General features: G+C 37.3%; 22 protein-coding genes. 4 read left to right on the top strand and 18 right to left on the bottom strand.

Annotated features, from left to right (window positions below; genetic code table 11):
* Positions 1 to 116: 116 nt before the first annotated feature.
* A complete protein-coding gene (locus ACFQRG_RS08725; RefSeq protein ID WP_380965507.1) occupies positions 117 to 1,604 on the bottom strand; it encodes an alanine/glycine:cation symporter family protein in 1,488 nt (495 codons plus the stop codon).
* 179 nt (positions 1,605 to 1,783) lie between these two features.
* Between ACFQRG_RS08725 and ACFQRG_RS08720 the strand changes: the two genes are divergently transcribed.
* The 3 genes from ACFQRG_RS08720 (at position 1,784) to ACFQRG_RS08710 (ending at position 5,085) form a co-directional block, all read left to right on the top strand.
* Positions 1,784 to 2,665, top strand: coding sequence for a LysR family transcriptional regulator (locus ACFQRG_RS08720; protein ID WP_380965506.1), 882 nt, complete (start codon positions 1,784 to 1,786; stop codon positions 2,663 to 2,665).
* Positions 2,666 to 2,791: 126 nt separating this feature from the next.
* Positions 2,792 to 2,959 carry a hypothetical protein gene (locus ACFQRG_RS08715; RefSeq protein ID WP_380965524.1) on the top strand — a complete coding sequence of 56 codons (168 nt, stop codon included), beginning with the start codon at positions 2,792 to 2,794 and terminating at the stop codon, positions 2,957 to 2,959.
* A 431-nt stretch (positions 2,960 to 3,390) separates the two neighbouring features.
* Positions 3,391 to 5,085, top strand: a complete 1,695-nt coding sequence (locus ACFQRG_RS08710; protein ID WP_380965505.1) for a peptide ABC transporter substrate-binding protein — start codon at positions 3,391 to 3,393, stop codon at positions 5,083 to 5,085.
* A 294-nt stretch (positions 5,086 to 5,379) separates the two neighbouring features.
* On the opposite strand, the gene ACFQRG_RS08705 is transcribed toward ACFQRG_RS08710, so the two are convergent.
* The 3 genes from ACFQRG_RS08705 to ACFQRG_RS08695 all read right to left on the bottom strand — a co-directional run bounded on the left by ACFQRG_RS08705 (position 5,380) and on the right by ACFQRG_RS08695 (position 6,435).
* Positions 5,380 to 5,853, bottom strand: coding sequence for an SMI1/KNR4 family protein (locus ACFQRG_RS08705; RefSeq protein ID WP_380965504.1), 474 nt, complete (start codon positions 5,851 to 5,853; stop codon positions 5,380 to 5,382).
* A gap of 10 nt (positions 5,854 to 5,863) precedes the next feature.
* Positions 5,864 to 6,100: an HNH/ENDO VII family nuclease gene (locus ACFQRG_RS08700; RefSeq protein ID WP_380965523.1), complete on the bottom strand. Its 237-nt coding sequence runs from the start codon at positions 6,098 to 6,100 to the stop codon at positions 5,864 to 5,866.
* A 98-nt stretch (positions 6,101 to 6,198) separates the two neighbouring features.
* Positions 6,199 to 6,435: a pre-toxin TG domain-containing protein gene (locus ACFQRG_RS08695; protein ID WP_380965522.1), complete on the bottom strand. Its 237-nt coding sequence runs from the start codon at positions 6,433 to 6,435 to the stop codon at positions 6,199 to 6,201.
* Positions 6,436 to 6,859: 424 nt separating this feature from the next.
* Between ACFQRG_RS08695 and ACFQRG_RS08690 the strand changes: the two genes are divergently transcribed.
* Positions 6,860 to 8,194 carry an MFS transporter gene (locus tag ACFQRG_RS08690; RefSeq protein ID WP_380965521.1) on the top strand — a complete coding sequence of 445 codons (1,335 nt, stop codon included), beginning with the start codon at positions 6,860 to 6,862 and terminating at the stop codon, positions 8,192 to 8,194.
* A gap of 270 nt (positions 8,195 to 8,464) precedes the next feature.
* On the opposite strand, the gene ACFQRG_RS08685 is transcribed toward ACFQRG_RS08690, so the two are convergent.
* The 14 genes from ACFQRG_RS08685 to uxaC all read right to left on the bottom strand — a co-directional run bounded on the left by ACFQRG_RS08685 (position 8,465) and on the right by uxaC (position 25,714).
* Positions 8,465 to 9,208 carry a carboxymuconolactone decarboxylase family protein gene (locus tag ACFQRG_RS08685; protein ID WP_380965503.1) on the bottom strand — a complete coding sequence of 248 codons (744 nt, stop codon included), beginning with the start codon at positions 9,206 to 9,208 and terminating at the stop codon, positions 8,465 to 8,467.
* A gap of 25 nt (positions 9,209 to 9,233) precedes the next feature.
* A complete protein-coding gene (locus tag ACFQRG_RS08680) occupies positions 9,234 to 10,295 on the bottom strand; it encodes a zinc-dependent alcohol dehydrogenase (protein ID WP_380965502.1) in 1,062 nt (353 codons plus the stop codon).
* Positions 10,292 to 10,459: a hypothetical protein gene (locus tag ACFQRG_RS08675; RefSeq protein ID WP_380965500.1), complete on the bottom strand. Its 168-nt coding sequence runs from the start codon at positions 10,457 to 10,459 to the stop codon at positions 10,292 to 10,294. The genes ACFQRG_RS08680 and ACFQRG_RS08675 overlap by 4 nt, the downstream gene beginning before the upstream one ends.
* A gap of 178 nt (positions 10,460 to 10,637) precedes the next feature.
* Entirely contained in the window at positions 10,638 to 11,315 is a 678-nt protein-coding gene (locus ACFQRG_RS08670) for a cyclase family protein (RefSeq protein WP_380965498.1), read from the bottom strand.
* 22 nt (positions 11,316 to 11,337) lie between these two features.
* Positions 11,338 to 12,675, bottom strand: coding sequence for a short-chain fatty acid transporter (locus ACFQRG_RS08665; RefSeq protein ID WP_380965496.1), 1,338 nt, complete (start codon positions 12,673 to 12,675; stop codon positions 11,338 to 11,340).
* Positions 12,676 to 12,693: 18 nt separating this feature from the next.
* Positions 12,694 to 13,635, bottom strand: a complete 942-nt coding sequence (locus ACFQRG_RS08660; protein ID WP_380965494.1) for a 3-hydroxyacyl-CoA dehydrogenase NAD-binding domain-containing protein — start codon at positions 13,633 to 13,635, stop codon at positions 12,694 to 12,696.
* Positions 13,636 to 14,244: 609 nt separating this feature from the next.
* A complete protein-coding gene (locus tag ACFQRG_RS08655; protein WP_380965492.1) occupies positions 14,245 to 15,552 on the bottom strand; it encodes an MFS transporter in 1,308 nt (435 codons plus the stop codon).
* Positions 15,553 to 15,726: 174 nt separating this feature from the next.
* Entirely contained in the window at positions 15,727 to 16,071 is a 345-nt protein-coding gene (locus ACFQRG_RS08650) for a cupin domain-containing protein (protein WP_380965491.1), read from the bottom strand.
* 36 nt (positions 16,072 to 16,107) lie between these two features.
* Positions 16,108 to 16,866, bottom strand: a complete 759-nt coding sequence (locus ACFQRG_RS08645) for an IclR family transcriptional regulator (protein WP_380965490.1) — start codon at positions 16,864 to 16,866, stop codon at positions 16,108 to 16,110.
* Positions 16,867 to 16,898: 32 nt separating this feature from the next.
* Positions 16,899 to 18,086: a CaiB/BaiF CoA transferase family protein gene (locus tag ACFQRG_RS08640; RefSeq protein WP_380965488.1), complete on the bottom strand. Its 1,188-nt coding sequence runs from the start codon at positions 18,084 to 18,086 to the stop codon at positions 16,899 to 16,901.
* A gap of 72 nt (positions 18,087 to 18,158) precedes the next feature.
* A complete protein-coding gene (locus ACFQRG_RS08635; protein ID WP_380965487.1) occupies positions 18,159 to 19,376 on the bottom strand; it encodes an acyl-CoA dehydrogenase family protein in 1,218 nt (405 codons plus the stop codon).
* A 676-nt stretch (positions 19,377 to 20,052) separates the two neighbouring features.
* A complete protein-coding gene (locus ACFQRG_RS08630; protein WP_380965486.1) occupies positions 20,053 to 22,542 on the bottom strand; it encodes a glycoside hydrolase family 31 protein in 2,490 nt (829 codons plus the stop codon).
* A gap of 101 nt (positions 22,543 to 22,643) precedes the next feature.
* On the bottom strand, positions 22,644 to 24,269 hold the full coding sequence (locus tag ACFQRG_RS08625; protein WP_380965484.1) for a mannitol dehydrogenase family protein: 1,626 nt from the start codon (positions 24,267 to 24,269) through the stop codon (positions 22,644 to 22,646).
* On the bottom strand, positions 24,260 to 25,714 hold the full coding sequence (uxaC, locus tag ACFQRG_RS08620; protein ID WP_380965482.1) for a glucuronate isomerase: 1,455 nt from the start codon (positions 25,712 to 25,714) through the stop codon (positions 24,260 to 24,262). Before uxaC ends, ACFQRG_RS08625 begins: the two co-directional genes overlap by 10 nt.
* Between the last annotated feature and the right edge of the window lie 125 nt (positions 25,715 to 25,839).

Raw genomic sequence — 25,839 nt, 5'->3', positions numbered from 1 at the left:
AAAATCCCAAAATTGGGAATTTTATAAATACCAACTGATAAACAAATGAGCTTCAAATAAATGTCTGTTCAAAATTAACTATAGCTTCATTCTATTAATCCCTTACTTTCCATAAATTATTGAACTGCTTCTGCAGTCTTACTTTCTTTTGGTATATCTTGTTCGGTTTCCCTATATTCTTTTTCCCAAAAGTCTGCTCCTTTAATTCCTAGCTTTACAGGTTCAAATACAGGATTTTTCCCTGCCTTTCTCTGCATTTCATAGTCCTTTAATACTTTTAATGCTGTTTTTGTAAGGAGGAAAATGACAATAAGGTTTACCCAAGCCATCGACCCCGTACCTAAATCCCCCATTGCCCATGCAGTCGCTGCAGTTTTAACACTGCCATACAATACAGTGGCCAGTAAGATAGCTTTCAATAGATGATTTGGCCAAATTGATGTTATTCTTAAATGATGTCTAATAAATGCAAGGTTTGTCTCTGCTTTATAATAATAAGACACAAGTGTTGTAAAGCAGAAGAATAATAGAGCAATAGCCAAAAAGGCGGCACCAAATTTAGGGAAAACGGAATTAACTGCAAGCTGTGTATATAGAGATGGTGCTACGTTGCCTAGCTTATCAGTAATAGGCGCCATCCCTTCCGGTTTCACATCATACATTCCTGTAATAAGAATCATAAATGCTGTTGAGGTACAGATTGTAAAGGTATCAATGTAAACAGAAAGCGCTTGTACCAAACCTTGTTTTGCTGGATGCGATACCTCTGCGGCGCCGGATTCAAAAGTTTCGCTGCCTAAACCGGCCCCATTGGCATAAACGCCTCTTTGAACGCCCCATGCAACCGCTGAACCCATTAACCCGCCAAAAGTCGCATTTAAATGAAAAGCACTGGTAAAAATTAAGGAAATAACACTCGGTATGTTAGAAAAATTCAAGGCAAGAATGATTAAGCAAACGATGATGTAACCAAGAGCCATAAATGGAACGATAATCTCAGCAGATTTTGCTATTCTTTTAACACCGCCAAAAATAATAGCTCCCAGCATCATTGCCATGAAGATTCCGGTTATGGCTGGTGATATTCCAAAAGCGTCTTGCACTGCTAATGAAACTGTATTGGCTTGTACACCCGGCCATAAAATACCCATGACAAGCAATGTCAGGATTGCAGATATAATGGCAAACCACCTTAGTTTTAATCCTTTATCAATATAAAAAGGCGTACCCCCTCTGTATTCACCATCAATTTTTCTTTTATATACTTGAGTAAGAGTTATTTCGATGAACGAAGTAGCACTTCCGAAAAAAGCTGCAAGCCACATCCAGAAAACAGCACCCGGCCCTCCCAACGAAATTGCAGTAGCCACACCTGCTATATTACCGACGCCAATTCTGCTTCCCAATGACATCGTTAATGCTTGAAAAGATTTTACTCCAGCTTTCGAACCCTTTCCCTTAAACGCCAGCTTTATCATTTCTCTAAAAAACCTTACCTGTACGAAGCGAGTGAGAATTGAATATATCAACCCTAATCCTAAAAATAAATAAACTAATATCGGACTCCAGACATAACCATTTAACCAATTAATAATGTCGTTCATTGAAATCCTCCTAATCAAAGAAAAATATGGGTTTCACATTCAAAGCAAATGGCAGCGGTTACTTTTCAAATATTCAAAACATAACTTATATTTTCAGTATACTTCAACACTTAACATGAGTAAAATGAACATTTATAATGAAATACATGAGATAAACTAATACATAAAGGAGAATAAACATGACACTTAGCCGATTTGAAGTCTTTTACGCTGTCGTTGAATCAGGGAGTCTGACAAAAGCCGGAGAAATGTTAAACTTAACACAGTCCGGTATTAGCCATGCCATTAATAGCCTTGAAACTGAATTAGGCTTTTCTCTACTCACCCGGGGGCGATCGGGCATTCATTTAACAAATAATGGTGAACGTATGCTTTCATATATTCGTGACATCTTGATCTTAAATGATAGAATGAAGCAAGAAGCAGCTGCAATAAACGGATTAGAGACAGGTGTTGTGAGAATAGGGACATTTACAAGTGTCGCTGCACAATGGCTGCCCCATATTATTAAACAGTATCAAGATAACCATCCCGGAATCGTCGTGAAATTATTTGAAGGTGATTATTCCACCTTAGAACAGTGGATTTCAAATGGCGTCATTGACTGCGGTTTTCTTACTTTACCAGTACCGAAAACACTTGAATGTCTTCCTTTAAAAAAAGATAAAATGCTTTGCATTCTATCAGATCAGCATCCCCTGCATACACAAGAAAGAATTGCTTTTAAACAAATACAAGAAGAGCCTTTAATTATGCCAAAAGAAGGTTGGGACAATGAGATTAAGCAAATTTTTAAAGAAAACAATATAAAACCCCATGTGAAATTTGAGGTATCAGATGACCAAGCGATCATTGCTATGGTACAAAATAATTTAGGCATCAGCGTCCGGCCTGAAATGACTTTATATAATATTCCTGACAACGTTCGTATTCTAAATTTAGAAAACGATTCTTTTCGTTTTATAGGTATTGCTGCAAAACCTAATATGTCTCCCGCCGCTAAAAAATTTGTTGATTGTGTCCGCTCTTTGTTAAGTGACCACAATTTACTGGACTTTTAGCATCTTACCTTAACCTCTTCATAAGAATTTAGAACGTCTTGTTTGAAGTTTTGAGCAAAAGTCTTAAGTCGTTTTCATATTTTTAACAAACGGTCTCGAAGCACGGATACTATCGGAGGGAAAGAAATGAAACCATACGCATTAGGGTTTCAGAAGATTAATAAAACTCAACTTTTTCTCGTCGGAGGAAAAGGGTTGAATTTAGGGGAACTATCGAAGATTTATGGAATGCAAGTGCCAGAATGGTGCTTTACGGTCTATGGTAAGAATCTGCTAGATAAGAATCCATTTTGATCAATTTTTTTCAAAATGGATTCTTTTTGTTTGCTGTCTAATAAGGGGGAACTGCTCCCCTTTTATTTACAAATCAATACCTTTCTTATTAATCAATTTTATTTAAAATCTTCCCGAGAAAACGGGTGGTTTGCTCTGCAAAGGGCGGCTTTATATTTGTAATAAAGTTCGCAAAATTGACAAACTATTATTCTATTTGTACTATTAGGAACAAAGAACTAATTAAAGGAGCTGATAACCATTAGTAAAACAATGACGATTAAAATTTAAAAATTCAGCTATTTTTTTAGTTCCTAAGAGAATAATCTAGGAACATCGCCTCACCCGGGATATGTATCCCGGGCAAGTCCGCATTACATATGGATTTACTTTTCAACTGGAAATTGGACATTACCATAAGATTAAAACTTAATAGACGACGGGAGTTATACATGATGAGAAAGCTTAAAATACCTCTATTACTCGCGATTATTTTTGTCATGAGCCTTTTTCTTTCGGCTTGCGGTAACTCTGAAACTTCTAACAAACAAGAGAGTCATTCGGATAATCAGGGTACAGACCAACATAAACTCGCAAAAAATCAGGTCCTGAATTTTTACGATGAGGGCGATATTTCAACCATGAATACACTTCACGCCACTGACGGCATATCGTTAAGAGCGCTTGAAGAGGTACAATCAGGATTAACAAGAATAGATAAGGATGGAAAGATTATACCTGATATGGCGTCTGAAGAACCTAAGATAAGTAATGATAAAAAGGTTTATACGTTTAAGATTCGTAAAGATGCCAATTGGTCAAATGGGGACCCAGTCACTGCTCAAGACTTCGTATACGCATGGAGAAAGGAAGTCAGCAAGGATACAGCCGGAGAGTATGCTTATATTTTTCCAGCTGCCGGGATAAAAAATGCAGCAAAAATTTTAGATCCAAAAGATCCGATGTACAACAAAGTGGACAAGCTTGGCGTTAGGGCGGTTGATAAAAAGACATTACAGGTAACGCTTGAAAGACCGACACCTTATTTCTTAAGTCTCATGTCATTTCCATCATTTTATCCTTTAGATAAGAAGATTGTTCAGAAGTTTGGAAATAAATACGCGACAGAGCCGAACAAAATGGTTTTCAATGGTCCGTTTATTATGACAAAGTGGGACCATGGCGAGGGCTGGACTTTTAAGAAAAACCCAGATTACTGGGATAAAAAGGATATTCATTTGGATAAGGTTTCATATAAAGTGATTAAAGATATGTCAACCCGTGTCAACCTTTATAAGACTGGAAAACTTGATTTCACAAGATTGACAACAGATTATATTACCCAGTTCAAAAATAGTAAGGAGCTGCATACCGGTGCCCTTATTCCAAGTATGGCATTTCTCCGTTTGAATGAAAAGGTGCCAGCATTGAAAAATGATAATATTCGGGATGCCATATACAACGCCATAGATAGAAAGAGCTTGGTCAATGATCTGCTCAAAGACGGGTCTTATCCAGCTTATTATTTTGTTGGAAAAGATTTTGTGAAGTTTTCAAATGGGGATGATTTCCGTTCCGCTTATCCAACGATTAACAAGCATTCACTTAAATGGGCAAAAAGCAAATGGGAAAAAGGGTTAAAAGAGATAAATAGGAAGTCTGTAACTCTTAATCTACTCTATTCTTCAAGTTCATCTGATCAGGAGATCGTCACTTATATCAAAAACCAACTTGAGAAAAATTTGCCTGGCTTGAACATAAAAATAAGTACGCAACCTGTAAAGCAATTCGACAAATTGGAGGGCACCCAACAATATGACATTTCCTTGGCTAACTGGGGACCTGACTACTATGATCCAATGTCTGACCTTGATATGTGGGTTACTGACGGTGAATTTAACAGAACGGGTTTTTCAAATAGTCAATATGATAAGCTCATAGAAAAGGCAAAAGAGTTAGGGGCAAAACCTGACGAACGTCTAAAAGTGATGCAGAATGCGGAAAAGATATTACTTGAAAAAGCACCGATTGTACCGCTTTATCAAAACTCTATTGCTTATTTAGAAAAACCTTATGTAAAACAAATTGCCATTAATCGACCTGGTCCAAAACTTGATTGGACATATGCTTATATTCTTGAACATTAATTTGTCTTAAGATTAATGAGGTTAGCCGATTAATAAATATTGAAGAGTCAACAACCACAGCGTGGAAGTTGGCTCTTTTAATCTAGAAAAGAATCAAATGTTTTTTGTCCGCTATAACGATGGAGATAACTGTGACGGGGACCTCCTTTACATATCCTGTTTCTTGTTAATCACCCCATAGTTTCTTCTATTTCTTCGTAGATTGATTATGAATATAAAATAATTAACAAAGGCGAGTATCTTCTTCATTTGTCCAAAAAAAGATGACTTTAAAGTCATCTCATACACCATGCCTTAAATTTCTTCTTCCCATGCTTCTTTTCCACTTGATAATCTTTCAAATAAGAAATCATAAAAATTTTCAGCTTCAATCATATCATATCCCTCAAGTTGATCCCATGATACAACTGGACACTCACCATTTTGTAATTGACTTGTATCCAGGCAATATAACACTATATCAATGTCCTCAATGACTATTAATTCCTTATCTAATCCCAGCTCTCTATATTCTTTTGTAGTTTCTATTACCCAAGCCTCATTTAGATTTTCTATAAGCTTTTCTACACCTAAGATATCAACCCCATATAAACCACCACTACCATAATTCAACAAAAACCACTTATAGCTGTTTGGTAAATTTACTTGCAACTCATTTTCTAGGCTCTTTACTACGTTTTCATCAACCCTACCAGTAAAGAAACCTGCATCCTTATCTTTATTTTCTTTTATTATTTTTTCTACCTTTTCTTTACTAATTTTTTTCATCTCCTTTTAATTACGTACTTTTTTCAAAGTCTTTAGCTCGCCATTTCAAGTATTTTGATCTAAAATTTGCGTATTGCTTTGTTAATAGAGGGTTCCTCCGGAAACTTCCACCATTTTCAACAAGTCCATGTAATATTTCTGTATATTCTCTATGTAATATTTTTGGCAATTCTACCATTGAACCAGGTTCTCTTTGAATTAAATGATGAAGTTCAATTACGTTCCCATCTTTCCTATACCCGCATATTCCGGTTGCAAACCCTGCGGTAGTCGGATATCGCCAATCTTTTTAACAAGCTTGTTTACAAAACTGAGAGATTGATGTTTTATAGCTTGATATGTAGTTCAGAAAGCGTTTTTGATAAGATCCGGATGTAGTACATTTTTAACCCCTTTTACAAGTTTTGTTGCTTTTTCACTCTTTGCTAAAAGTTTAATACCTTTTATTTCAGGAAGTACTATCAAGGCACAAGACAAAAGGCTGTCACCAAATCGTATCTTTTTACCGGTTACAGGATCGTACTCTTCATAAGTTCGCTCCACATCATGAATTGGTAGAATATCTGCAGTTAAATTCCAAATATGACCTAATGCAGTTTCATCCGCACGAAACTATGATGTTGTTCCCAATCGTTATCCTATTGACAATATTCAGGTTTTTTGCTATATTTTAATAGGTTAATAATAATGCAATTGACATTTCGTACGAAAAGCATTTTCTTAATAATGAAAGTAACCCTTTCATAGTAGTTAAGAGACACTAGCTTTTCCATTAGAAATGAGGGGAAATTTTATCCTTTTATTCTATGGAAAAGCTAGTTTTTTTATGTGTTTTTAAAGGTGGATGAAAAAATTATAAAGTAAGTAATGAAGAAAGGAGGTGGGAATGCAAATAAAATTGCAAATATAAATGTAAGCGTTTTAAAGTATCGGTATTATAACAAATGTCAAATTGCATTTATATTATTCAAATATTTCCGGCAATTTACTTGGAGGTGTAAAAGTGATGTCAGATGATTATAAAACAGATGAATTGGATCCCGTTATTTATAAAAGTCAATCGAAAAAGGCTGCGATTGCAAGTACTATAGGTACAACTGTTGAATGGTACGATTACTTTGTATATGGTACAGCTTCTGCAATGATTTTACCTCAACTTTTTTTCCCAGGGTCTAATCCTTATATTGGGACTTTAGAATCATTTGCGACTTTTTTCTTAGGTTTTCTCGCTCGTCCGATAGGTGCTGCGGTTTTCGGGCATTATGGAGACAAAATTGGGAGAAAAGCTACTTTGATTATTACTTTATTACTCATGGGCTTTAGTACAATGCTTATTGGGTTAATGCCTACTTATGGAACGATTGGCTTTTGGGCGCCATTAATTTTAATCATTCTCCGTGTTATACAAGGCATCGGTGTTGGAGGTGAGTGGGGAGGTTCAGTTTTACTTTCGATGGAATGGGCAAATAAGAAAAAGCGAGGATTAATGGCTAGTTGGCCACAGATGGGGGTAAGCTTCGGTCTTTTTCTTTCTTCCGTTGTTTTTACGTTATTTATTAATATCACTGGCAATCACTTCAATACATGGGGATGGCGTATACCCTTTTTACTTAGCAGTGTGCTTGTAGTCATTGGGTTGGTTATTCGCTTAAGTGTTATGGAAACACCACATTTCCGTAAAGTTCAAGAGGAAAAGAAAATTGCCCGCCAGCCTTTAATTGAAGTAGTTAAGAATAACCGGAGAGAGATTATTTTATCGACATTATTACGTCTTGGTGAAAATGCTCCTTTCTATATCTTTGTTACCTTTGTTATTAGTTATGGAACGGAACATTTACACATGGGTCGTCAGTTTCTTGTTAATGCAACAATGGCAGCCTCGCTCGTCTCGCTTTTTACTATACCATTTTTCGGATATCTTTCAGATATTATCGGCAGGAAGCGTATGTACATGATTGGAGCAATTTTGACATTATTGTGGGCGTTCCCATACTATGGACTTCTCAACACTTCTATTCCTGTTTTAGCCATTATTGCAGTTATATTTTCTTTGATTCCTCATGATATGATGTATGGTTCACAAGGTGCCTTAATCGCGGAACTTTTCCCCGCAAAAGTACGTTATAGTGGCGCATCATTAGGTTATCAGCTTACTTCTATAATAGGCGGCGGACCTGCTCCATTAATTGCAACCTACTTATTACACACTTATGGTGGATCAGTTACTATTAGTATCTATGTGATAATTACTGCCATTATTTCAATCATAGCAACAGCTTTAGTAAAAAACCGTTCAAAACAGGTAGATCTGCAGTACGAAAGACGGGAAATTTCTAGGTAATATTATTACTATTTTTCCTTACTTTAAGAGGCCCCTTTCCCAAAGATTATATTTAATTACGTGTAGAGATAGTCTTATTAACTACTTCATCCTTCAAATATCTATATTTTATCCTTTTATTTCAATCGAAACTAATAAAAAAAGCAATACTTAAGGGTATGTGTCACCACATACCCTCTTAAACTCGCTATAATCTAATGACCAGTTCTTACTAGATATGTCATCCTACAAACTTAATGTTACGACCTAGGCTTTGTCACTCAGTTCACTCTACAAAAAATCCGATCCTTCAAACCATGCAGGGATACCTGCGGTTAACACGGCTGTAAGGTGACACTCGGCTAGTTCATTCTCCGTTGCACCACATGCTTTAGCACCTTCTGTATGGATCCTTACACCTTCAGGATAACGTTCAGAAGTATTAATACCAACCAAAACTAACTCTTTAAGCTTACGTGGAACAATCCCTTGATCAGCTAAATTAGCATTTCTTAAATTCGTGTAATGAATCAGTGCATTAGGATGATATTTTGCTAAATCTTCTACCCACTTGGGCTCAGTCCCGAACTTGCTCCGATAATAATTTAAGCATTCACTGATACTTTCAAACTCACTCTTGGCCTTTGTTGGCTGCTTTACTAAATTATCTTTGGTTTTCCCGTTCGCATGCATATAATTGGACGCAAAGGCCAATGCCTTAATCCCTTCTAGCCAGGCCGGCAGCCCGCGGGAAAGAACACAAACCGAGAGAATTTCCGCCAACTCTTCTAGGCTTGTACCAGCATCAACCGCACCTTGTGTATGATAAATCATACTTCTTTCATAACGTCTTGCCGCATTGATGCCTACAAGAATACATTCCTTATCCTTTCTTGAAAGTGCACCATCCTGCATAACAACCTTACGCAGTTGTGTATAGGCCTCAAAAGCATCGGGCGTATAGTCGTTCATCTTTTGCGCCCAATTTGGCACTTCCCCATAAACTTCTTTAAAAAATTTAATTGCATTTGTCAATTAATCATCGCCTCCAATAGAACTATTATTTAAATGTAATAACCGTTTTACCAGGTGCCCGGTCTAATGCGTTTTGAAATCCTTCCTTTGCCCTTTCATAAGGAAACACACCGGAAATTAATTTTCCAAAAGGAAATTCCGGTTTAGCAGCATAGTCTACGGTCTTATGGAGACTTTCATTTGTTATACCGTAACTTCCCTTAATTTGAATTTCTCCTCGGACAACTTGATCCATTGGCAAGGAAAAATCTTGACTTGAAATACCTACTAAAATAATTTCGCCACCCTTTTTCAAAATTGAAATGCCTGTTTTCGGAACCGAATGGTGTCCGGAACTATCAAACACGGCATCATATCCAGAAGGGTTAACATTAAGTAAATCCCCTGCCCCATTTTCACGTAAAATGATAATTTCATCAGCTCCTAGTTCCTTAGCCTTTTCCAATCTTTGTTCATCCCCCGTTATTCCAGCAACAACAAGTTTCTTTGCATTGAGTCCGGCAAGAACGCTAACAATTGCCAAACCGATCGGGCCCGGTCCAAAAACAACAATCGATTTTTCATCTATCTTTTCTATTTTTTCTGTTGCAGTTAAACCAACGGCAATCGCTTCTAAAATAGATGCTAATTCATCGGTAATATTATCTTCGAGAAGAACAACATTTGACTCGGGCACAACTAGGTACTCTGACATACCTCCATTCCGCCTAAACCCATATTGCAAAGATTTAGGCGGCCTTTTTTGGACATAGAATTCCCCGAAGTCACAACGATTTTCTTCCCCTCTCAAGCAAAATTCACAATGACCGCATGGCATATATGGATTTATAATAACCCTTTTCCCAACAATTGACGCATCAGATTCTTCACCTACTTCGACGACTGTTCCCGAAATTTCATGGCCAAAAACAAGCGGGTATTGAATCCAATCGTACCCCCCGTGACCCGCATACATGTGAAGATCACTGCCGCAAATACCAACAGCCGATACTTTTACGATAACGTCGTTTTTCTTGACAACACCTCTATCTAACGTCTTAATTGAAATATCATAAGGTTCAGCTGAATTTTTAACAATTGCTTTCATTCCCCCACACATCCTTTACTTAAAATATTTTTAAATATTGTCGTAATCCTTTGGCCGCCTGCCGCACATAACTTGACTGAACCATACTCTACCAGCCCAACCATTAACGTATGTCCAGATTGAATGTTTTCTACCGCCTTCGCGGCATCAATTACTTTTGTCATATTCTCCTCTTCCTTCCTATTTTCATTTCGTAATAACAAAAAAAGCCTAGTCCACCCCTAGAAAAGATTTACATTCTTCTCTTGGGAAAGACTAGGCAATCTTAATTTAGATGAAAACTTTTTGGTTTCCACAGTCAAGATTTTGGCTTCCCATGCTAAATGTTTGATTATTATTACTTTACCATTCTTCGATGGCGAGTGCACGAATTGGGGAACCTGTCATACCTTTTAAATTAAGCGGAGTTCCCATAAAATAAAATCGATTTTTTGTTAGCTTATCTAAATGAACGATATTTTCCATAATTAAAATGTTTCTACTTAATAATTTTAAATGGATGTCCCGACGCATATTTTCATTGATATCTGCGTTTGGGAGATCTAGGCCAATAGCTTTAATTTTATTGTCGATAACCCAGTCCCCGACGGTTCCGTCCAGTGACTTACAATCGAAATAACCTTCTTCCTGCCACTCCCCTGGCCAGCAGCGGAAAAAGGCAATGTCACCTTCATTAACAATTAAATCATTTTCCTCAATCTTAGCCTCCACCATTTCTCTTGTTACAGGTTGATTCGGGCTTTTATCCGACAAATCGATTAACACTGCTTCACCCATTGTGGCGTCTAAAGGAATTTCTTCAATCGTTAAGCCATTTTTAAAAAAATGATACGGCGCATCCATATGTGTTCCACCATGATCCGACATCATAAATACCTTACTATTAAATCCTTCGCACGGAGCAATATATCTTGCTCTAGAGTTCTCTTGTGTTTCAAAATCCATCATTACAACTTTGGGATGGGAAGGAAAAGAAGTTAACCCATCATATAATAGTACAGATAAATCGACAATTTTCATTAGAGTTCCTCCTCACAATATATTAACCTAGGTATCCCCACGTAAGAATAGCTACAATATAAACAATACCTACCCAAAACATTGAAACAACAGTATAGCCCATTACATCTTTTAGTTTTAATTTCGATAGTGCAAGGGCTGGCAAAATCCAAAAGGGCTGAATTAAGTCATTCCATGCATTACCAAGCATGACTGCCATTGATGTTTTTCCAAAAGAAGCACCAAGCTCTTTAGCAGCATCTATCATAAATGGCCCTTGAACAACCCAGTGCCCTCCCCCTGATGGCGCGAAGAAGTTTATAACGAATGAACTAATTAATCCCCATACTGGAAGAGTCTCTGCATTTGATATATTTACAAAAAGTTGAGAAATCGTCGTCACCAATCCCGAACCGGCCATAATTGCCATAATCCCAGCATAAAAAGGGTATTGTAAAATAATTCCCGCAATTGTTTTAATACCTTCATTTAATTTAGCAACATAGTTAGCAGGATTCCCTAAAAGAATAATACCAAGAAAGAGAATAATAAAGTTAATCATATTTAAATCCAATGATTTACCAGAAACAAAATAATAGACAACATAGACAATACCAACAGCACCTATAAGAAGGCTTAATAAACGACTATGGTTCAATTTATCTGCAAGGGTATTATTAACAAGGACACCTTCCGAAGCTACTGCCACTTCCTTTTTCACCTCTACCGACGGGTCATACTCAATAATGTCCTCCTTATTTTTTGGATGAAGGAGAGCATTTAATATAGGTAATGTGACAACAACAATAATACTTGTGATGATCATTGGAAGTGAAAAAATGGTATGAGACAACGATACAACGCCCATCGCCTTTTCTAACGGATGTCCTGGTGTAGAAATTAATACTGGAATACTTGCTGACAATCCTAAACCATACATTGTAAAACCACTATATGCCGCAGCAATAATTAATGGATAATGTACTCCGTTGACTTTTGTTGCCAGTTTTTTTGCCATAATGCCGCCGATAACGAGCCCAAAACCCCAGTTAAGATAACTGCCGATAGCACCTACCAAGGTTGCAACAATGATGGCTGTTCTAGGTTTATTTACCTTATTAACAATTTTGGTTAAAAACTTGTCAACAATAGGTGCACTCGCTAAAACGTATCCCATGGCTAGAATAACTGCCATTTGTGTTGTAAAAGCAAGCAAATCCCAAAAACCATCCCCCCAAGACTTAGTAGCTGCTAAAAAGCCTTGTCCCTCAACAATCATGGCCAAGATTAACGCAAGTAAGGTTAACCCAATTGCAAAAACAAATGGATCCGGTAAATACTTACGCATTAAGTTTGTAAAAAACTTAGTGACCTTTGTCATACCCCTCATCTCCTTCTTTTATAAATGATTTTTCATCCATTTAGCCAGTTCAAGCAGTTGTGCATTCTTTTTCATTGAAATTTTTTCGGGTTTTTCATTCCAATCATAAAATCCTTTACCAACCTTTAACCCCAGCTCGCCATTTGCAACTTTATCTTCTAATAATGGGGATGGGGTGTTTCGACTCTCCAAATCCTCGTACAAATAACGTGCAATATCGTAATGAATATCTAATCCATTTAAATCACGCTGCTCAAGTGGACCTGTAAATAGCAGCCTCATACCAATGCTGTAACGCACGACTGTGTCAATATCTTCGGCTGATGCAACACCAGACTCTAGAAGTGAAATAGCTTCACGAGCAAGAGCGTGCTGAATACGATTTGCTACAAAACCCGGAATATCTCTATTTATTAGTACCGGCTTCTTACCGATTTTTATAAGAACATTCATCATACTATTAATTGCATCAAGTGAAGTTTTATCCCCTTTCACCACTTCAACTAAAGGGACTATAGCAGCAGGCATAAAGAAATGAGTCCCCATTGCTCTTTCCGGGTGATGTAGAACACTTACAATGTTATTAATAGAAATCCCCGATGTGTTGGTTGCAATAAGTGTGTCATTTTTACAATGAGATTCAATTTTCCTAAAAACTTCATGTTTTAGTGATAATTTTTCAGGAACAGCCTCAATTACAAGGTCTGCATCTGATACTAAGGCAATATTATTCGATGTTTTCAGATTTGTCATGACTTGATTTATATTGTCTTGGCTAAAAAGGTCAAAGCGTGAAAGCAGTTCAAGTTGATCATTAATCTTAGTCTTGGCAGTTTCCAACGCTGCTTGGGACGGATCAATTAAGTTAACGCTTACATTCCTTTGTAAAAATAATTGGGCAATCCCGCTGCCCATGGTTCCGGCACCAACAATTGATACATTTTTTATTTCACTTAGCAATCCTGTTCCCCCCATTTCATGTAAAACACAAAAAAGCTTTTCCATAGAATAAAGGTATAAATACCCTAATTTCTAATGGAAAAGCTTAAGTTTCTTAATTATAATGAAAGGGTTACTTTCATAGTTAAGAAATGGCTTTTCGTACGAAAAAGTATAAATTTGTATAACTTATCTACTTAGATTTTATCAAGAACAAACAATAATTGTCAAGAAAGTTTTTATTTTTTTATTTTTCTTCATTCTTTTCTATTTGCTCGATATATCTCTGACAATTACAAACAAAGGAAAGAAAAACTGAAAGGATTGAGCTTTGTACAATATAGAGTTCAATCCTCAATAATTGCTTATAATATTTGTCTAACTTTATGGGTTTCACTTTAGATTATTTACACTAACATTACTTTCATCCTACAGTCTTATGTCTTCCAACAACTTAGAATAATTGACTTTTGTAAAATCTGTTACATCAAAAACGGGACAGTCCTAGATCTATCTTTTGATCTCATTTATTATGATTTCTAGAAAAAATGTATCACCATAACAAAAAGCAACCCTTTTTAAAGGGGAACAACTATAACACATATTATCAATATTCAGAACAAAATTCCTTTATATATCCCGCGTTAATTCACCTTTATTTATAAAATGACCCGTTCTCTTAAATTTCTTTTCCTTTTTATAGGCCGTTAAATACAAAAGACCGCCAATAACATTTAGAGCCCCAAAAATATAAAATGCCGCCGAGAAACTCTTTGTGGCATCATAGATAGGACCAATAACTAGAGGCGCCAAAATACCAGCCAAGGAATTACATGTGATATAAAAGGCACTAATTGTTGGCGCTCGCTCTTTTAAATCCGGGAAAATTTCCATTGGCAGTGTGTAGGTCTGAGCTATAGCCCATCCATTGAAAAATGCCATAAGCATAAAAGCTGTGACAGAACCCGTAATTGATTCACTCATCATCGCCCAAATGGCACATGGCGCTGCAAGGACGGCGCCTATAACAATGACCGGTATACGCATTTTTTTAAATATACGATCAGTTAATTCGCCAGAAACGTAACTTCCAAATGCCGCCGCTAAAAATGGCAGAGCGGTATAAATCCCTGATGCCATAACCGAAGTGTGTCTAACCAGACTAAAATAAGAAGGCAGCCATTGTAAATCAGCCCAGTACAGGAAGTTAATGAGGAATAAACCTATACCCGTGAGCCAGATTGTTTTATTTTTAAAAATCATTGCCAGTGAAACAGAAGATGGTTTGTTATTCGAAAAGCTTTCCAGTAATTCATTGTCTTTTTGTTGTTCTTTGTTAATCAAATCCAGTTCTTTACTGGTCATCCAACGGTGTTGATTTGGTCTATCCTTAATAAACAAATAAAATAACAAGGCTACGAAAAAACTGATAATACCTGTGACATAGAAGGCGCCGCGCCAATTCCAGACAGATACAACTGCCGCATTTAAAGGCGCGCCAATCACTGTTCCAATCATTAAGGATGCAATAAACAGCCCGGAAATCCTTCCTCTTTCACTAGGAAGCATCCAGTTTTTGTTCAATCCTGTTAATGATGGTCCAAGAACTGTTTCACTCATGCCAAAAATAAAACGGAAAATAATGAGAGGTAGCAAAGCCCAAACGGCTCCTGACAAAATGGAAAATACGCCCCAGCCTAAGGTAAATAAAATGGTAGTTTTTTTGATCCCCCACTTATCCATAATGACCCCAGTTGGAATAGAAAAAATAAAATAGCCTAAGGTAAAAGCGCTGACAGCGTATCCAAATTGTGTGGCATTGATGTGGAGATCATTCATTAATGGTACAGAACTGACAGCAATATTCATGCGGTCAATGTAACAAACAATTCCCAAGATAAACCATACAGTCATAACAAACCAACGAAGGTTCCTCATTAACTTTCCTCCCCTTAAAATGAGTTACAGCGGTTTAAATTAAAAATAAACAAATTAACTGCAAATCTTAGAGAATCTACTGTTCTGTCCATTTTTCTATCATTTGTTTAATTTAAAAATCACCATTCTATTTATACCCTTTCAATCAATACCATGAAGGCGGATTTGAATCTACTAATTCTTGGGTGGTGTATATATTAACAAAAACCGCAGATTGCTGTCACCAGCGTTTTTCACTTCATGGTTGACGCCCTTAGGAATCCAAACGACTTGGTCTTTACTTAATTCAGTTTGTTTGCCATCCATTTCAATAAGCATCTTGCCTTCCAAGATATACATCACTTGTTCAAGATCCGTATGTTTATGAGGATCAGCATGGCCACCCGGCTCCATTTCTCCCACTATGACCTCTGCACCCTTTATACCTTCTACAGGGCCTACTAAACGTTTGTTAAAGGTGCCTGTGTGCCCCGGCGGATAATAAACTTCGACATCCTTTACATCCTTCCAATATGCCATGTCCATTTCCCCCTTATACTTGTCTAGTTTTTCATTTCAACAACAATAACCAAGGCTTTGTGAAATTTTTAAAGCGCCCTCTCTTACTTGTTGAGAAATCATCTCCTCCTGCTCTTGTTTAAAATGTCTAATAGGGATTACACATGTGATGCAGCCAATCACTTGCTGGGAAGCGTCATATAAAGGTGAAGCGATGCCAATCGCACCCGGCAGCCTCTCACCGGCCGTCATCAAATAGTCTTGCTTTCGAACTTTTTCTAACTCTGACCTAACCTTCTTGGCTTCCTCACCATCGATGCCTTCCTCCTCAAAGATCGATGCCACCTCATTCTTATTTAGATGGGCCAAGATCACCTTACCGCTGGCAGCAATATGGATGGGCTGCAATACGCCAATTTCTAATACGTACTGTAAAGGGTTTTGACTATGCACACCTTCGACGAAAGCTAGCTTTTTAAATTGAGAATAATATAATCCCAGATAGACAGATTCGTTTACTGCTGAAGATATTTTTTTCAAGAAAGGCCTTGAAAGACTTTTGAGATCAACTTGGGCAGAAATGATTGAGGACATCCTAATGAGTTCATACCCAACCTTGTATTTATTGGTTACCGGCGATATTTGTAATAAGCCTTCGTCCTTTAAATGGGTGAGAATACGATGGAGGGAACTGACAGGTATATCCATGTATCTGGCCAGCTCATTAACCCCCCATTCCATTTTTTTATCTGTAAAGGCTCTTAAAACCGCGAAAGCTTTTGATATAACGTTGCTGTTACCCGCAGTACGGACCATTTTCATCACCCTATTTTAAAATTCTCCATAACTTAGATGGCGCCATCCTCTTTTAACAAGGCAATTCGATCATCCGATAGTTGGAGTTCATTTTTCAAAAAGTCAATGGTATGTTCACCTAAAAGCGGCGGATGTTTTTTTATTGTTATTGGCGTTTTTGAGAATAAAATCGGATTTCGAACCAATTTTACTTTGCCCAGGCTGGGATGTGCCACCTCATCCACCATTTGCCTTGCTTGAACTTGCGGATGCTTAAAGACATCCTCAATATTATTCACTGGACCGGATGGAACACCTTTTCCCGAAAGCAAGCTAAACCAGTCATCCGCATTTTTCTCTTTCATGACATTTTGTATCTTTTCCGTTAAAACGATTCTATTTTTGATACGCATGGCATTTGTTTTGTAATCCTCGTCTTCCGACCATTCCGGATGACCAAGCGTTTCGCAAAAACGAATAAACAGCTGATCATTCCCGCAGGCAACCATTAGCGGTTTGTCCCGGCATTGAAAGACTTGATAAGGGACAATGTTACCGTGGTCATTACCCATCCGTTTTGAGATATGGTTTGTCATTAGATAACTGCTTGCTACGTTGGCCAGAGCGCTGACTTGTACATCAAGCAGGGATATGTCAATGTGCTGTCCTTCCCCGCTGAAGTCCCTTGATCTGACCGCTGATAAAATACTGATCGCTGTGTATAGAGAGCTCATGATATCAACAACCGGCACACCCACCCGTGTCGGTTCACCATCGGGATGGCCCGTGACATCCATCAGTCCCCCGATCGCCTGCAGGACGGGATCAAATCCGGGTTCCCGGGCAAACGGTCCTGTTTGGCCGTATCCGGTGACAGAACACATAATCAATTTTGGATTAAGCGCTTGCAATTTGTCATAACCAAGCCCCAACCGTTCCATCGTCCCGGTTTTGAAATTTTCTATCAAAACATCCGCCCGCTTGACGAGATCAAGAAAGATTTCTTTTCCCTTTTCGTTCTTAAGATTAAGTGTGATTGAACGCTTATTCCGATTGGCTGTTAAATAATACGTGCTTTCATTTTTAACAAACGGCCACCACTCACGGATACTGTCAGTCCCTTGCGGTGATTCCACCCGAATGACATCCGCTCCAAGGTCCCCTAAAATCATAGAGCCCGCCGGACCGGCAAATACCCTTGATAAATCCAGTACTCTAATATCTTCAAGCGCCTGCTTCATGATCATCACCCCGCCTTTTTTAAAACTGATAAACGCCGCTCATTTGTAACCCCTTTCAAAGATAGGTACTATTCATGATTTAGATAGTACAGCCAGATCACTTTTCAAAGGAAATCTCCGCTTAATTTGATGGCGATTAGCATCTTTCCAACCTAAGGCATCCTCCGCTATCAACACTCTTTGCACATTGGGCGCACCCTCTCCCATATGGAGCATATTGGCATAATTCATGTATTTCATGACAGGATACTCATCCGTTAAGGCATAACCGCCAAAAATTTCATAAGCCGCCCGAGTCGCTTTAGTCGCAACCTCTGAGGCAAAATATTTAGAATGGGCGCTTTCCCGCGTAGCAGTTTCGCCTTTATCTTTCAAATAAGCACTTTTGTATAAAAGTAATCTCGCCGCCTCAATTTCAACTGTCATATCCGCAATCAAGTGCTGGATCATTTGATATTTCCCCAGCGGCTCTCCTTTTAAAATACGCTCGTTAGCATAATCAATTGATAATTCTAAGGCACCCTGGGCAATGCCAACTAACCTTGCCGGGACAGTCAGCCGTCCATAATCAAGCGCATTCATCGCTATTTTAAAGCCCTCACCTTCTTTTCCAAGAAGATTTTCTTTAGGTAACCTATAATTATCAAGAAAAACTTCACAGCTCCGGGTCATATAGCCCAAGCCGCTCATTTCTATAGGCTGTGCCTTGAAACCAGGCCGGTCCGTTTCAATAATAAAGGCCGATATCCCCCGATGACCTTTACTTACATCCGTTTTCGCAAATAAAACGCCATAATCTGCTTCATTGGCAAAAGTGATAAAGACCTTAGAGCCGTTAATCACATAGTCATCACCATCAAGCTTAGCCACTGTTTTCATTGCCCCAGCAGGATCAGAGCCTCCGCCGGGTTCGGTTAAAGCAAACATCCCTATTTTCTTTGCACGAATCAAATCAGGTACATATTTCTGGATCTGTTCGTCATTTCCCCAATTTAGAATGGTAAAGGGACAAGTCATCGATTGCATATTAAAAGCATACCCCAGGGCCGGATGAGCCTTTGAAATCTCCTCACATATGATTGCCAAGTTAAGAAAACCGAGCTCTGAACCCCCTACACTTTCCGGAAAGCAGCTCCCAAAAAAACCTTGTTCCCCCATTTTCCTGAAGATCTCACGAGGAAACTCCCGCCTTTCCTCATAACCCTTAATGACGGGTCCAATCTCTTTTTTCACAAAGGTCCGCACCAACTTTTGGATTTCCCTATTTGTTTCTGTGAGTTCAAAATCCAACTTGTTAACTTCCTTTCCTAAAAGGGATTTTTATTCAGCTTTCTAAAGTCCATTCCACTATTTGGAATAGTATACCTTCATACTGAATGTTAACATCATACAAATAGTTTTTCAATACTGAATTTTCAACCTAAAAGATTGGTTCCTTAAAAACGTCGAATAGACTATTAAAGGGATTTAAAGCTGATTTGGGGTGGTTATCACGTCGGGAAAAAGGTGGAATTAATCATAGGCAGGTGTTTAACCGCGTTTCTTCGAACTGTGTATTGACTATAATAGCATCCAGATTCGTTTATCCATAAAAAAGTTCCCCATTCGTTAAATAGACTTACCATTACGCCTTTATGATTTTTTATTGAAACTGAAATAATTTTTTTATGTGCTTATGGATTCTCCCTAACAATGAACAAAAAAAAGAACACAACAAGTACAATGGAAGCAATCCATTGTTTTGCTGTGATCTCTCTAATTTCTTCTGACAAGATATTAACTTAATTGTTTTATATCAGTTTACCATTAATTAAAAGCGATTGTAACATTACTGCCTTTTCGCGCTAACCGAAATCTCACCGGGTATAGCTTTTAAATGTCAGACTACATCATTTACCTGTCTTGAATACTCCAACAAGCTGCGATTACGCGACTGATAACGTTAAAAAACCCCATTCTTGGAAAACTATATAGAAATTAAATCCTTTACATCAAAGTTAATTCGAATATCATAGTTTTCAGTTATATTTAAATACTTTATTTTAGCTGTTTTTTGTTCTATGTTGAAATACCAGCCTTCTTCGCTTATTTCCCATTTATTTTTATCAAGAAACATAGGAAGCTTTTTATCCCTTAAACTTATCTGAACCGGTGCGATATCCTTGCAGATTAAATCTATCATTACTTCTTTCACTTGATTATTATAATTGCCTTCTTTTTCAAATGTAATTTTAACCCCGTTATCCCTTTTAACAGATATTTCTGTTTTTAAAAATTCACCATTTTTATAGTTATTTGTAAGACCATCATCTTCATATAGGACAAAGCTGGAATTCTGTGATGGCTCTATTAAAAACTTCATCTTTTCAATTTTATCTTTATGAATATTCATTAGATCTTCACTAATTGGAATAATCGAGCCACTTCTAAAGAACATAGGGATTGAATCTAAGGAAACCTCTAATTCAATTGTCTGTCCGCCTTCATATACCTGTTTCGTATTCCAATCAAACCAGGTAATCCCTTCTGGCAGATAAACCCTTCTTGTCTTTTGATCTCTTTCAAGAACGTTTGCAACTAGTATAAAGCTTCCAAACATAAAATCGAAGCTTTCTTCAAGGACTTTTTTATCATGTTGAAATTCATATATTAATGGTCGCATCACTGGTGATCCTAGTATAGAAGCTTCAAACAGCATGGAGTACAAATATGGCACTAATTGATATCTCAGCTTTAAGGCATCTCTTATATAATTTGTGTAAGAAGGATACATCCATGGCTCTGTCACTGTATTATCATTGTTACAAGAATGTATGGAGAACCTGGGTTGAAAAATTCCATTTTGAACCCACCTTACAAATAATTCAGGTTCTGGGGCCGGTCCATAAAAACCTCCTATATCACACCCTTGATTGGCAACTCCAGAAAGCCCCATTCCAAGGATTACAGGAATATTGAACTTTAAACTCTTCCAACTTGTATTATTATCTCCTGCCCAAGTTTGCGCGTAACGTTGAATTCCTGCAAACCCGGCTCTATTTGTTATATAAGGTCTTGCATTTGGATGAACTTCTCCTATTGCTTCCTTGGCCATAAACGCCATTAAATTTGGCATGATCGGCCTTAGAGCACTGACTTTTTTCTTCAAACCCTCAAAATAACAAATAGCTTCTGAATTATTTATTTCATATTCATTGTTGTCATTCCATATAGATGTAATTCCAAGTGAAACTAATGATTCTTTTAAATGCTTTTTCCATAGTTTTCGACCCTTTGGATTTGTAAAATCCACAAATGAAGCCAGTCCTCCCCAATATCGATCAATTTGGGATTTTTCTTCATGTTCATCTTTAATATAAGCTCCTGCTTCATCAAACTCCTTGTATAAAGGGTGGGAAATTAACATACCCGGTTTTATATTAGGTGCGAGAGAAGCCCCCTTCTTTTTCATCTCTTTCACAAAGTTTCCAGGCTCTTTAAATCTGTGATGATTCCAGTTAAATACATATCTCTTCTCATCTTCTCCTGTCGTATACCCAGAAGATAAAAAGAAACCGTCACAAGGAATATCTTCTTCTTGGCATTTATCTAAAAATTGCAGGATAGCCTGATCCGAGTCCTTGTCTAATTCTGTATAATACATAGTTGATCCCATATATCCCAAGGAATATTTTGTAGGCAGCGCTGTTTTTCCTGTTAAATCCGTATAGTTTCTAACGACATCTTTTATTTTTGGTCCATAGATAAAGAACACATCCAGCTCTCCGCCATCCGCGCAAAAATAACTATATTTATTCCAATAACCGCTTCTTTCGCACCCCATATCAAAAACAGAGTCATAAGAATTGTGATAGAATACTCCGCTGGCAATGTTATTCCTATTGTTGAATTTGATGTAAAAAGGAATATGTTTGTAGAGTGGATCTGTGTATTCTGAATCATATCCGATTGTATCTACATTATGCATTCTCATTCTTCTATTTTTCTTATTCAAATAGCCTGTTTTTTCACCAAATCCGTAGAAATAATCTTCGTCATCCATGCAGGAATAATGGTAAAGTCTTCCCAAGTTGTCTTTTACGTAAGATCTTTCTTTTAGATCTGAATGTAATAGATTACCTTCCTTATCTGTGATTTTAATAACAAAAGGTTCTTTATTAATAATAATATTCAATTTTTTTGTTGTTAACAGGATATGGGTATCCAAGTCTTCATATTTAGTACTGACTGGAGCTACTCTCTTTCTTTCCTCTTTTAACAAATCATCCATTTTGTCTTCCCATGCAGTAAAAACTAAAGAATAGGAAGCTTCCTCCTGAAATTCTTTATCAAAAGTACAGCGAACTCTTACAATTTCATCATTTAAGAGGATGATTCTATATTTTGCCGCATTTGTATCAAGGTCTAAATACTGTTCGTAATTTTTGATGGTCAAAATTTTATTACTTACTTTCATTTTATTTTCTCCTTCGAAAAGCAAGTTCTTTTAAAAAATATACTCCAGTATAACTTAAAACAAAGAATACTCTTTTAAACGCCTTTAAGTCATTTTTAAAATTATGAAACTATTTGGTGGTGCAAGGTTTTTCTTACAGCGCCTGGTTCTTTAATAAGCTGTTTAAAGAATTCTTCAATTTTTGTTCCTAAACCGATTTCATATAAGTTAGTGCCAAAAATTTTTTGATTTGATAAAATTGGCTGCAGGTTTGTACCAATTGAATCGGTGTTACCAAATTCGATTTTATTAATGTATTGTTGAACCTCATTCAAAAGTGGATCCGGACTTATGTTCATTTCCTCACCTGCATCATTAATGCCCATCAGGTATCGGCACCAAGCAGCAATCGTTAACGGTATAAAAGTTAAATCTGTTGCGTTAAGATCTTCTCTTTCGACATACCGTTTGATTGTTTCCCCAAAGCGTATTCCCAATTTCTGTGAGGTATCTGTCGCGATCCTCTGTGGTGTATCCGGAATATTTGGATTCGGAAAACGGACCTCAATGACTTCTTTAATAAATTGTATTGGGTCAATGATGCCCGGATCAGTCACAGTTTTCATACCTTCATCATAGCCGAGCTTTTCCACTAGCGCTTTTAAATCTTTATCTCTCATTTCATCGGCAATCGAGGTATAATCAAGCAGGCAGCCAAAGATCGCTAATGCAGTATGAAGTGGATTTAAACATGTACATACTTTCATTCTCTCGACTTGGTCAACAACTTCTCTTTTGGTAAAGTACACGCCAACCTTTTCTAATGACGGTCTTCCATTTGGAAAACGGTCCTCGATCACAAGGTATTCGGATTCTTCCGTATTTACAAATGGAGCAATTGCCGGGCCGTTTGGGCGTGTATAAATGATTTCAGCACTGCCAAAACCTAGTTCTGTTAGTTTTTCCGAGACAATTTCCGAAGATTGCGGCGTAATTTTATCAATCATGCTCCATGGGAACGTAATTTTCGTTTCATCATTGATATAATCGATAAAGCCGTTATCGACAACACCAATTTCCTTCCACATCGAAGCTACCGTCAATACTGCTTCTTTCAGCTTGTCGCCATTATGAGAGAAATTATCCGTACTTACTAGAGCCAGAGGTACTTTTCCTGACTGGTATCTTTCATATAAAAGTGCAGCAACCATTATCATCGCATGGTTAGACTGCATGAGTCCTTTAAAAATGTCATTGCGGACGGACTCTCGGATTTCACCATTCAAATCACGTAAATCATAGCCTTTTTCCGTGATTGAAAAAGTAACTAATTGCAGTGATGGGCTTCGGAAAATTTCTTTTAAACGATCCCAGGACTCGGGACTGTTATACGTAGAAATACTTTCAGCTACGCTTGCGATGACCTCCATATCCAATGTTCCATCCGCTTTCATTACGACGTTTAGACTTAAGTTATGATAAGGATGATAAATTTTTTCAATCGTGCCTGAATTGCCGGAGGAAACCACTATGATCCCCTTATCTATTTCTTTCTTCTCGATTAAATGCTGTTGTAAAACCGAATGGAACGCTCTAAATAAATTTCCTCCGCCGAAATGTAACCAGGTCGGTTCTTTTTCCGTAACTTCCCAGACCTTTTCAAAATCATATTCCGGTGTTTTAATTCCGGTTTCAGCAAATTGCTCCTTTTTTGTTATAAGTTCATCTATGCCTAGTTTTAACAGCATTTACCCCCCCTTTGTTCATGTAACGAATGATTTTCTTTAAATTGAAAATCAAAATAATGTAAAGCATTGTTATATGAGATATCTTGTACAATATGTCCTAACCATTCAAGGTCATATGGGTATTCCCCATTTTCAACCCAATTCCCAATTATATTACACAAAATCCTGCGAAAATACTCATGACGGCTGTATGATAAAAAGCTGCGGGAATCAGTTAACATTCCTACAAATCTCGATAATAATCCTAAATTGCCAAGCGCTTTCATTTGATCAACCATGCCGTCGATATGGTCATTGAACCACCATGCCGACCCAAACTGCACTTTTGAAGGAGTACCTCCTTCTTGGAAGTCGCCCGCGATTGTTGCCAGTGTTTCATTATAATTGGGATTCAGTCCATATAAAATCGTTTTGGGAAGCTCCCCATTTTGATCTAGCTCATCAAGCAATTTTACTAGAGGAATGGCAATTGGCTCATCCTTTATAGAGTCGCACCCTATATTAATTCCAATCTTATGGAACAAACGGGAATTGGCACTTCTTAATGCACCAATATGGTACTGCATTACCCAGTCTCTTTTGTGATAAGCCCTGCCAAGGGCTACAAGCAATTGTGTTAAAAATTGATCTTTTTCCTTTACAGAAATTGCATAATTTTGTAAAGCCTTTTTGACAATAACGTCTAATTCTTCTAATGTGGCTGGTTCAAAAGATACTCTTTCAATGCTATGATCGGATAATTTACAGCCAATCTCATGAAAATAATCCATTCTTCTTTCTAATGCAGCCATAAGGTTTGTAAAGTTTGTAATCTCAATTCCGGTGACAGATCCCAGCTTTTTAACATAATCTACCCATTCCAACGTATTATGAATAGCCATAACAACGTCCGGACGAAACGATGGCAAGACAGTTGTAGCAAAACTTTTATCCTCTTGAAGCAGTTTATGATAACGCAAATCGTCAATCGGGTCGTCCGTTGTACCAATAAGCGCTACATTTGAGCGCGAAATTAGCTTTCTTGCATAAAATTCTGGGCTCTGTAATTTTTCATTGCATCGATCCCAAATTATTTTTGCATTCGATTTTTTCAAAACTGTTTCCACACCAAAGTATCGTCGTAATTCCAGATGTGTCCAATGATAAAGGGGGTTACCAATCAATTTTTCAACAGTTTCCGCCCATTTTTTAAACTTCTCAAAGTCATCGGCTTCACCGGTAATATAATATTCATCTATGCCATTTGCACGCATTGCCCGCCATTTGTAATGATCTTCTCCAAGCCACAATTCAGTCATATTTTTATATTTCCTATTTTCATAAATTTCCTTTGGGTTTAAATGGCAATGATAATCATAAATTGGCATTTCCACTGCATAGTCATGATACAATTTTTTTGCTGTTTCGGTCTGAAGTAAAAAATCTTTGCCCATAAATGCTTTCATTGTTTAATCCCACCTGTTAATTAAGATATCTTTGTACCTCGGAATTCCACGGACAGCATTTCTATTTTTGTTTATTAATATAATACTATACTAATATGGTAGTTTTAAACTCATTATAATGTTGA

It is taken from the genome of Scopulibacillus cellulosilyticus (assembly GCF_042665295.1).
In the GTDB taxonomy this organism is placed as follows: Bacteria; Bacillota; Bacilli; order Bacillales; family Sporolactobacillaceae; genus Scopulibacillus_A; species Scopulibacillus_A cellulosilyticus.
Note: the sequence above shows the minus strand (reverse complement) of the source record. Positions and strands in the feature narration are given on the sequence as shown.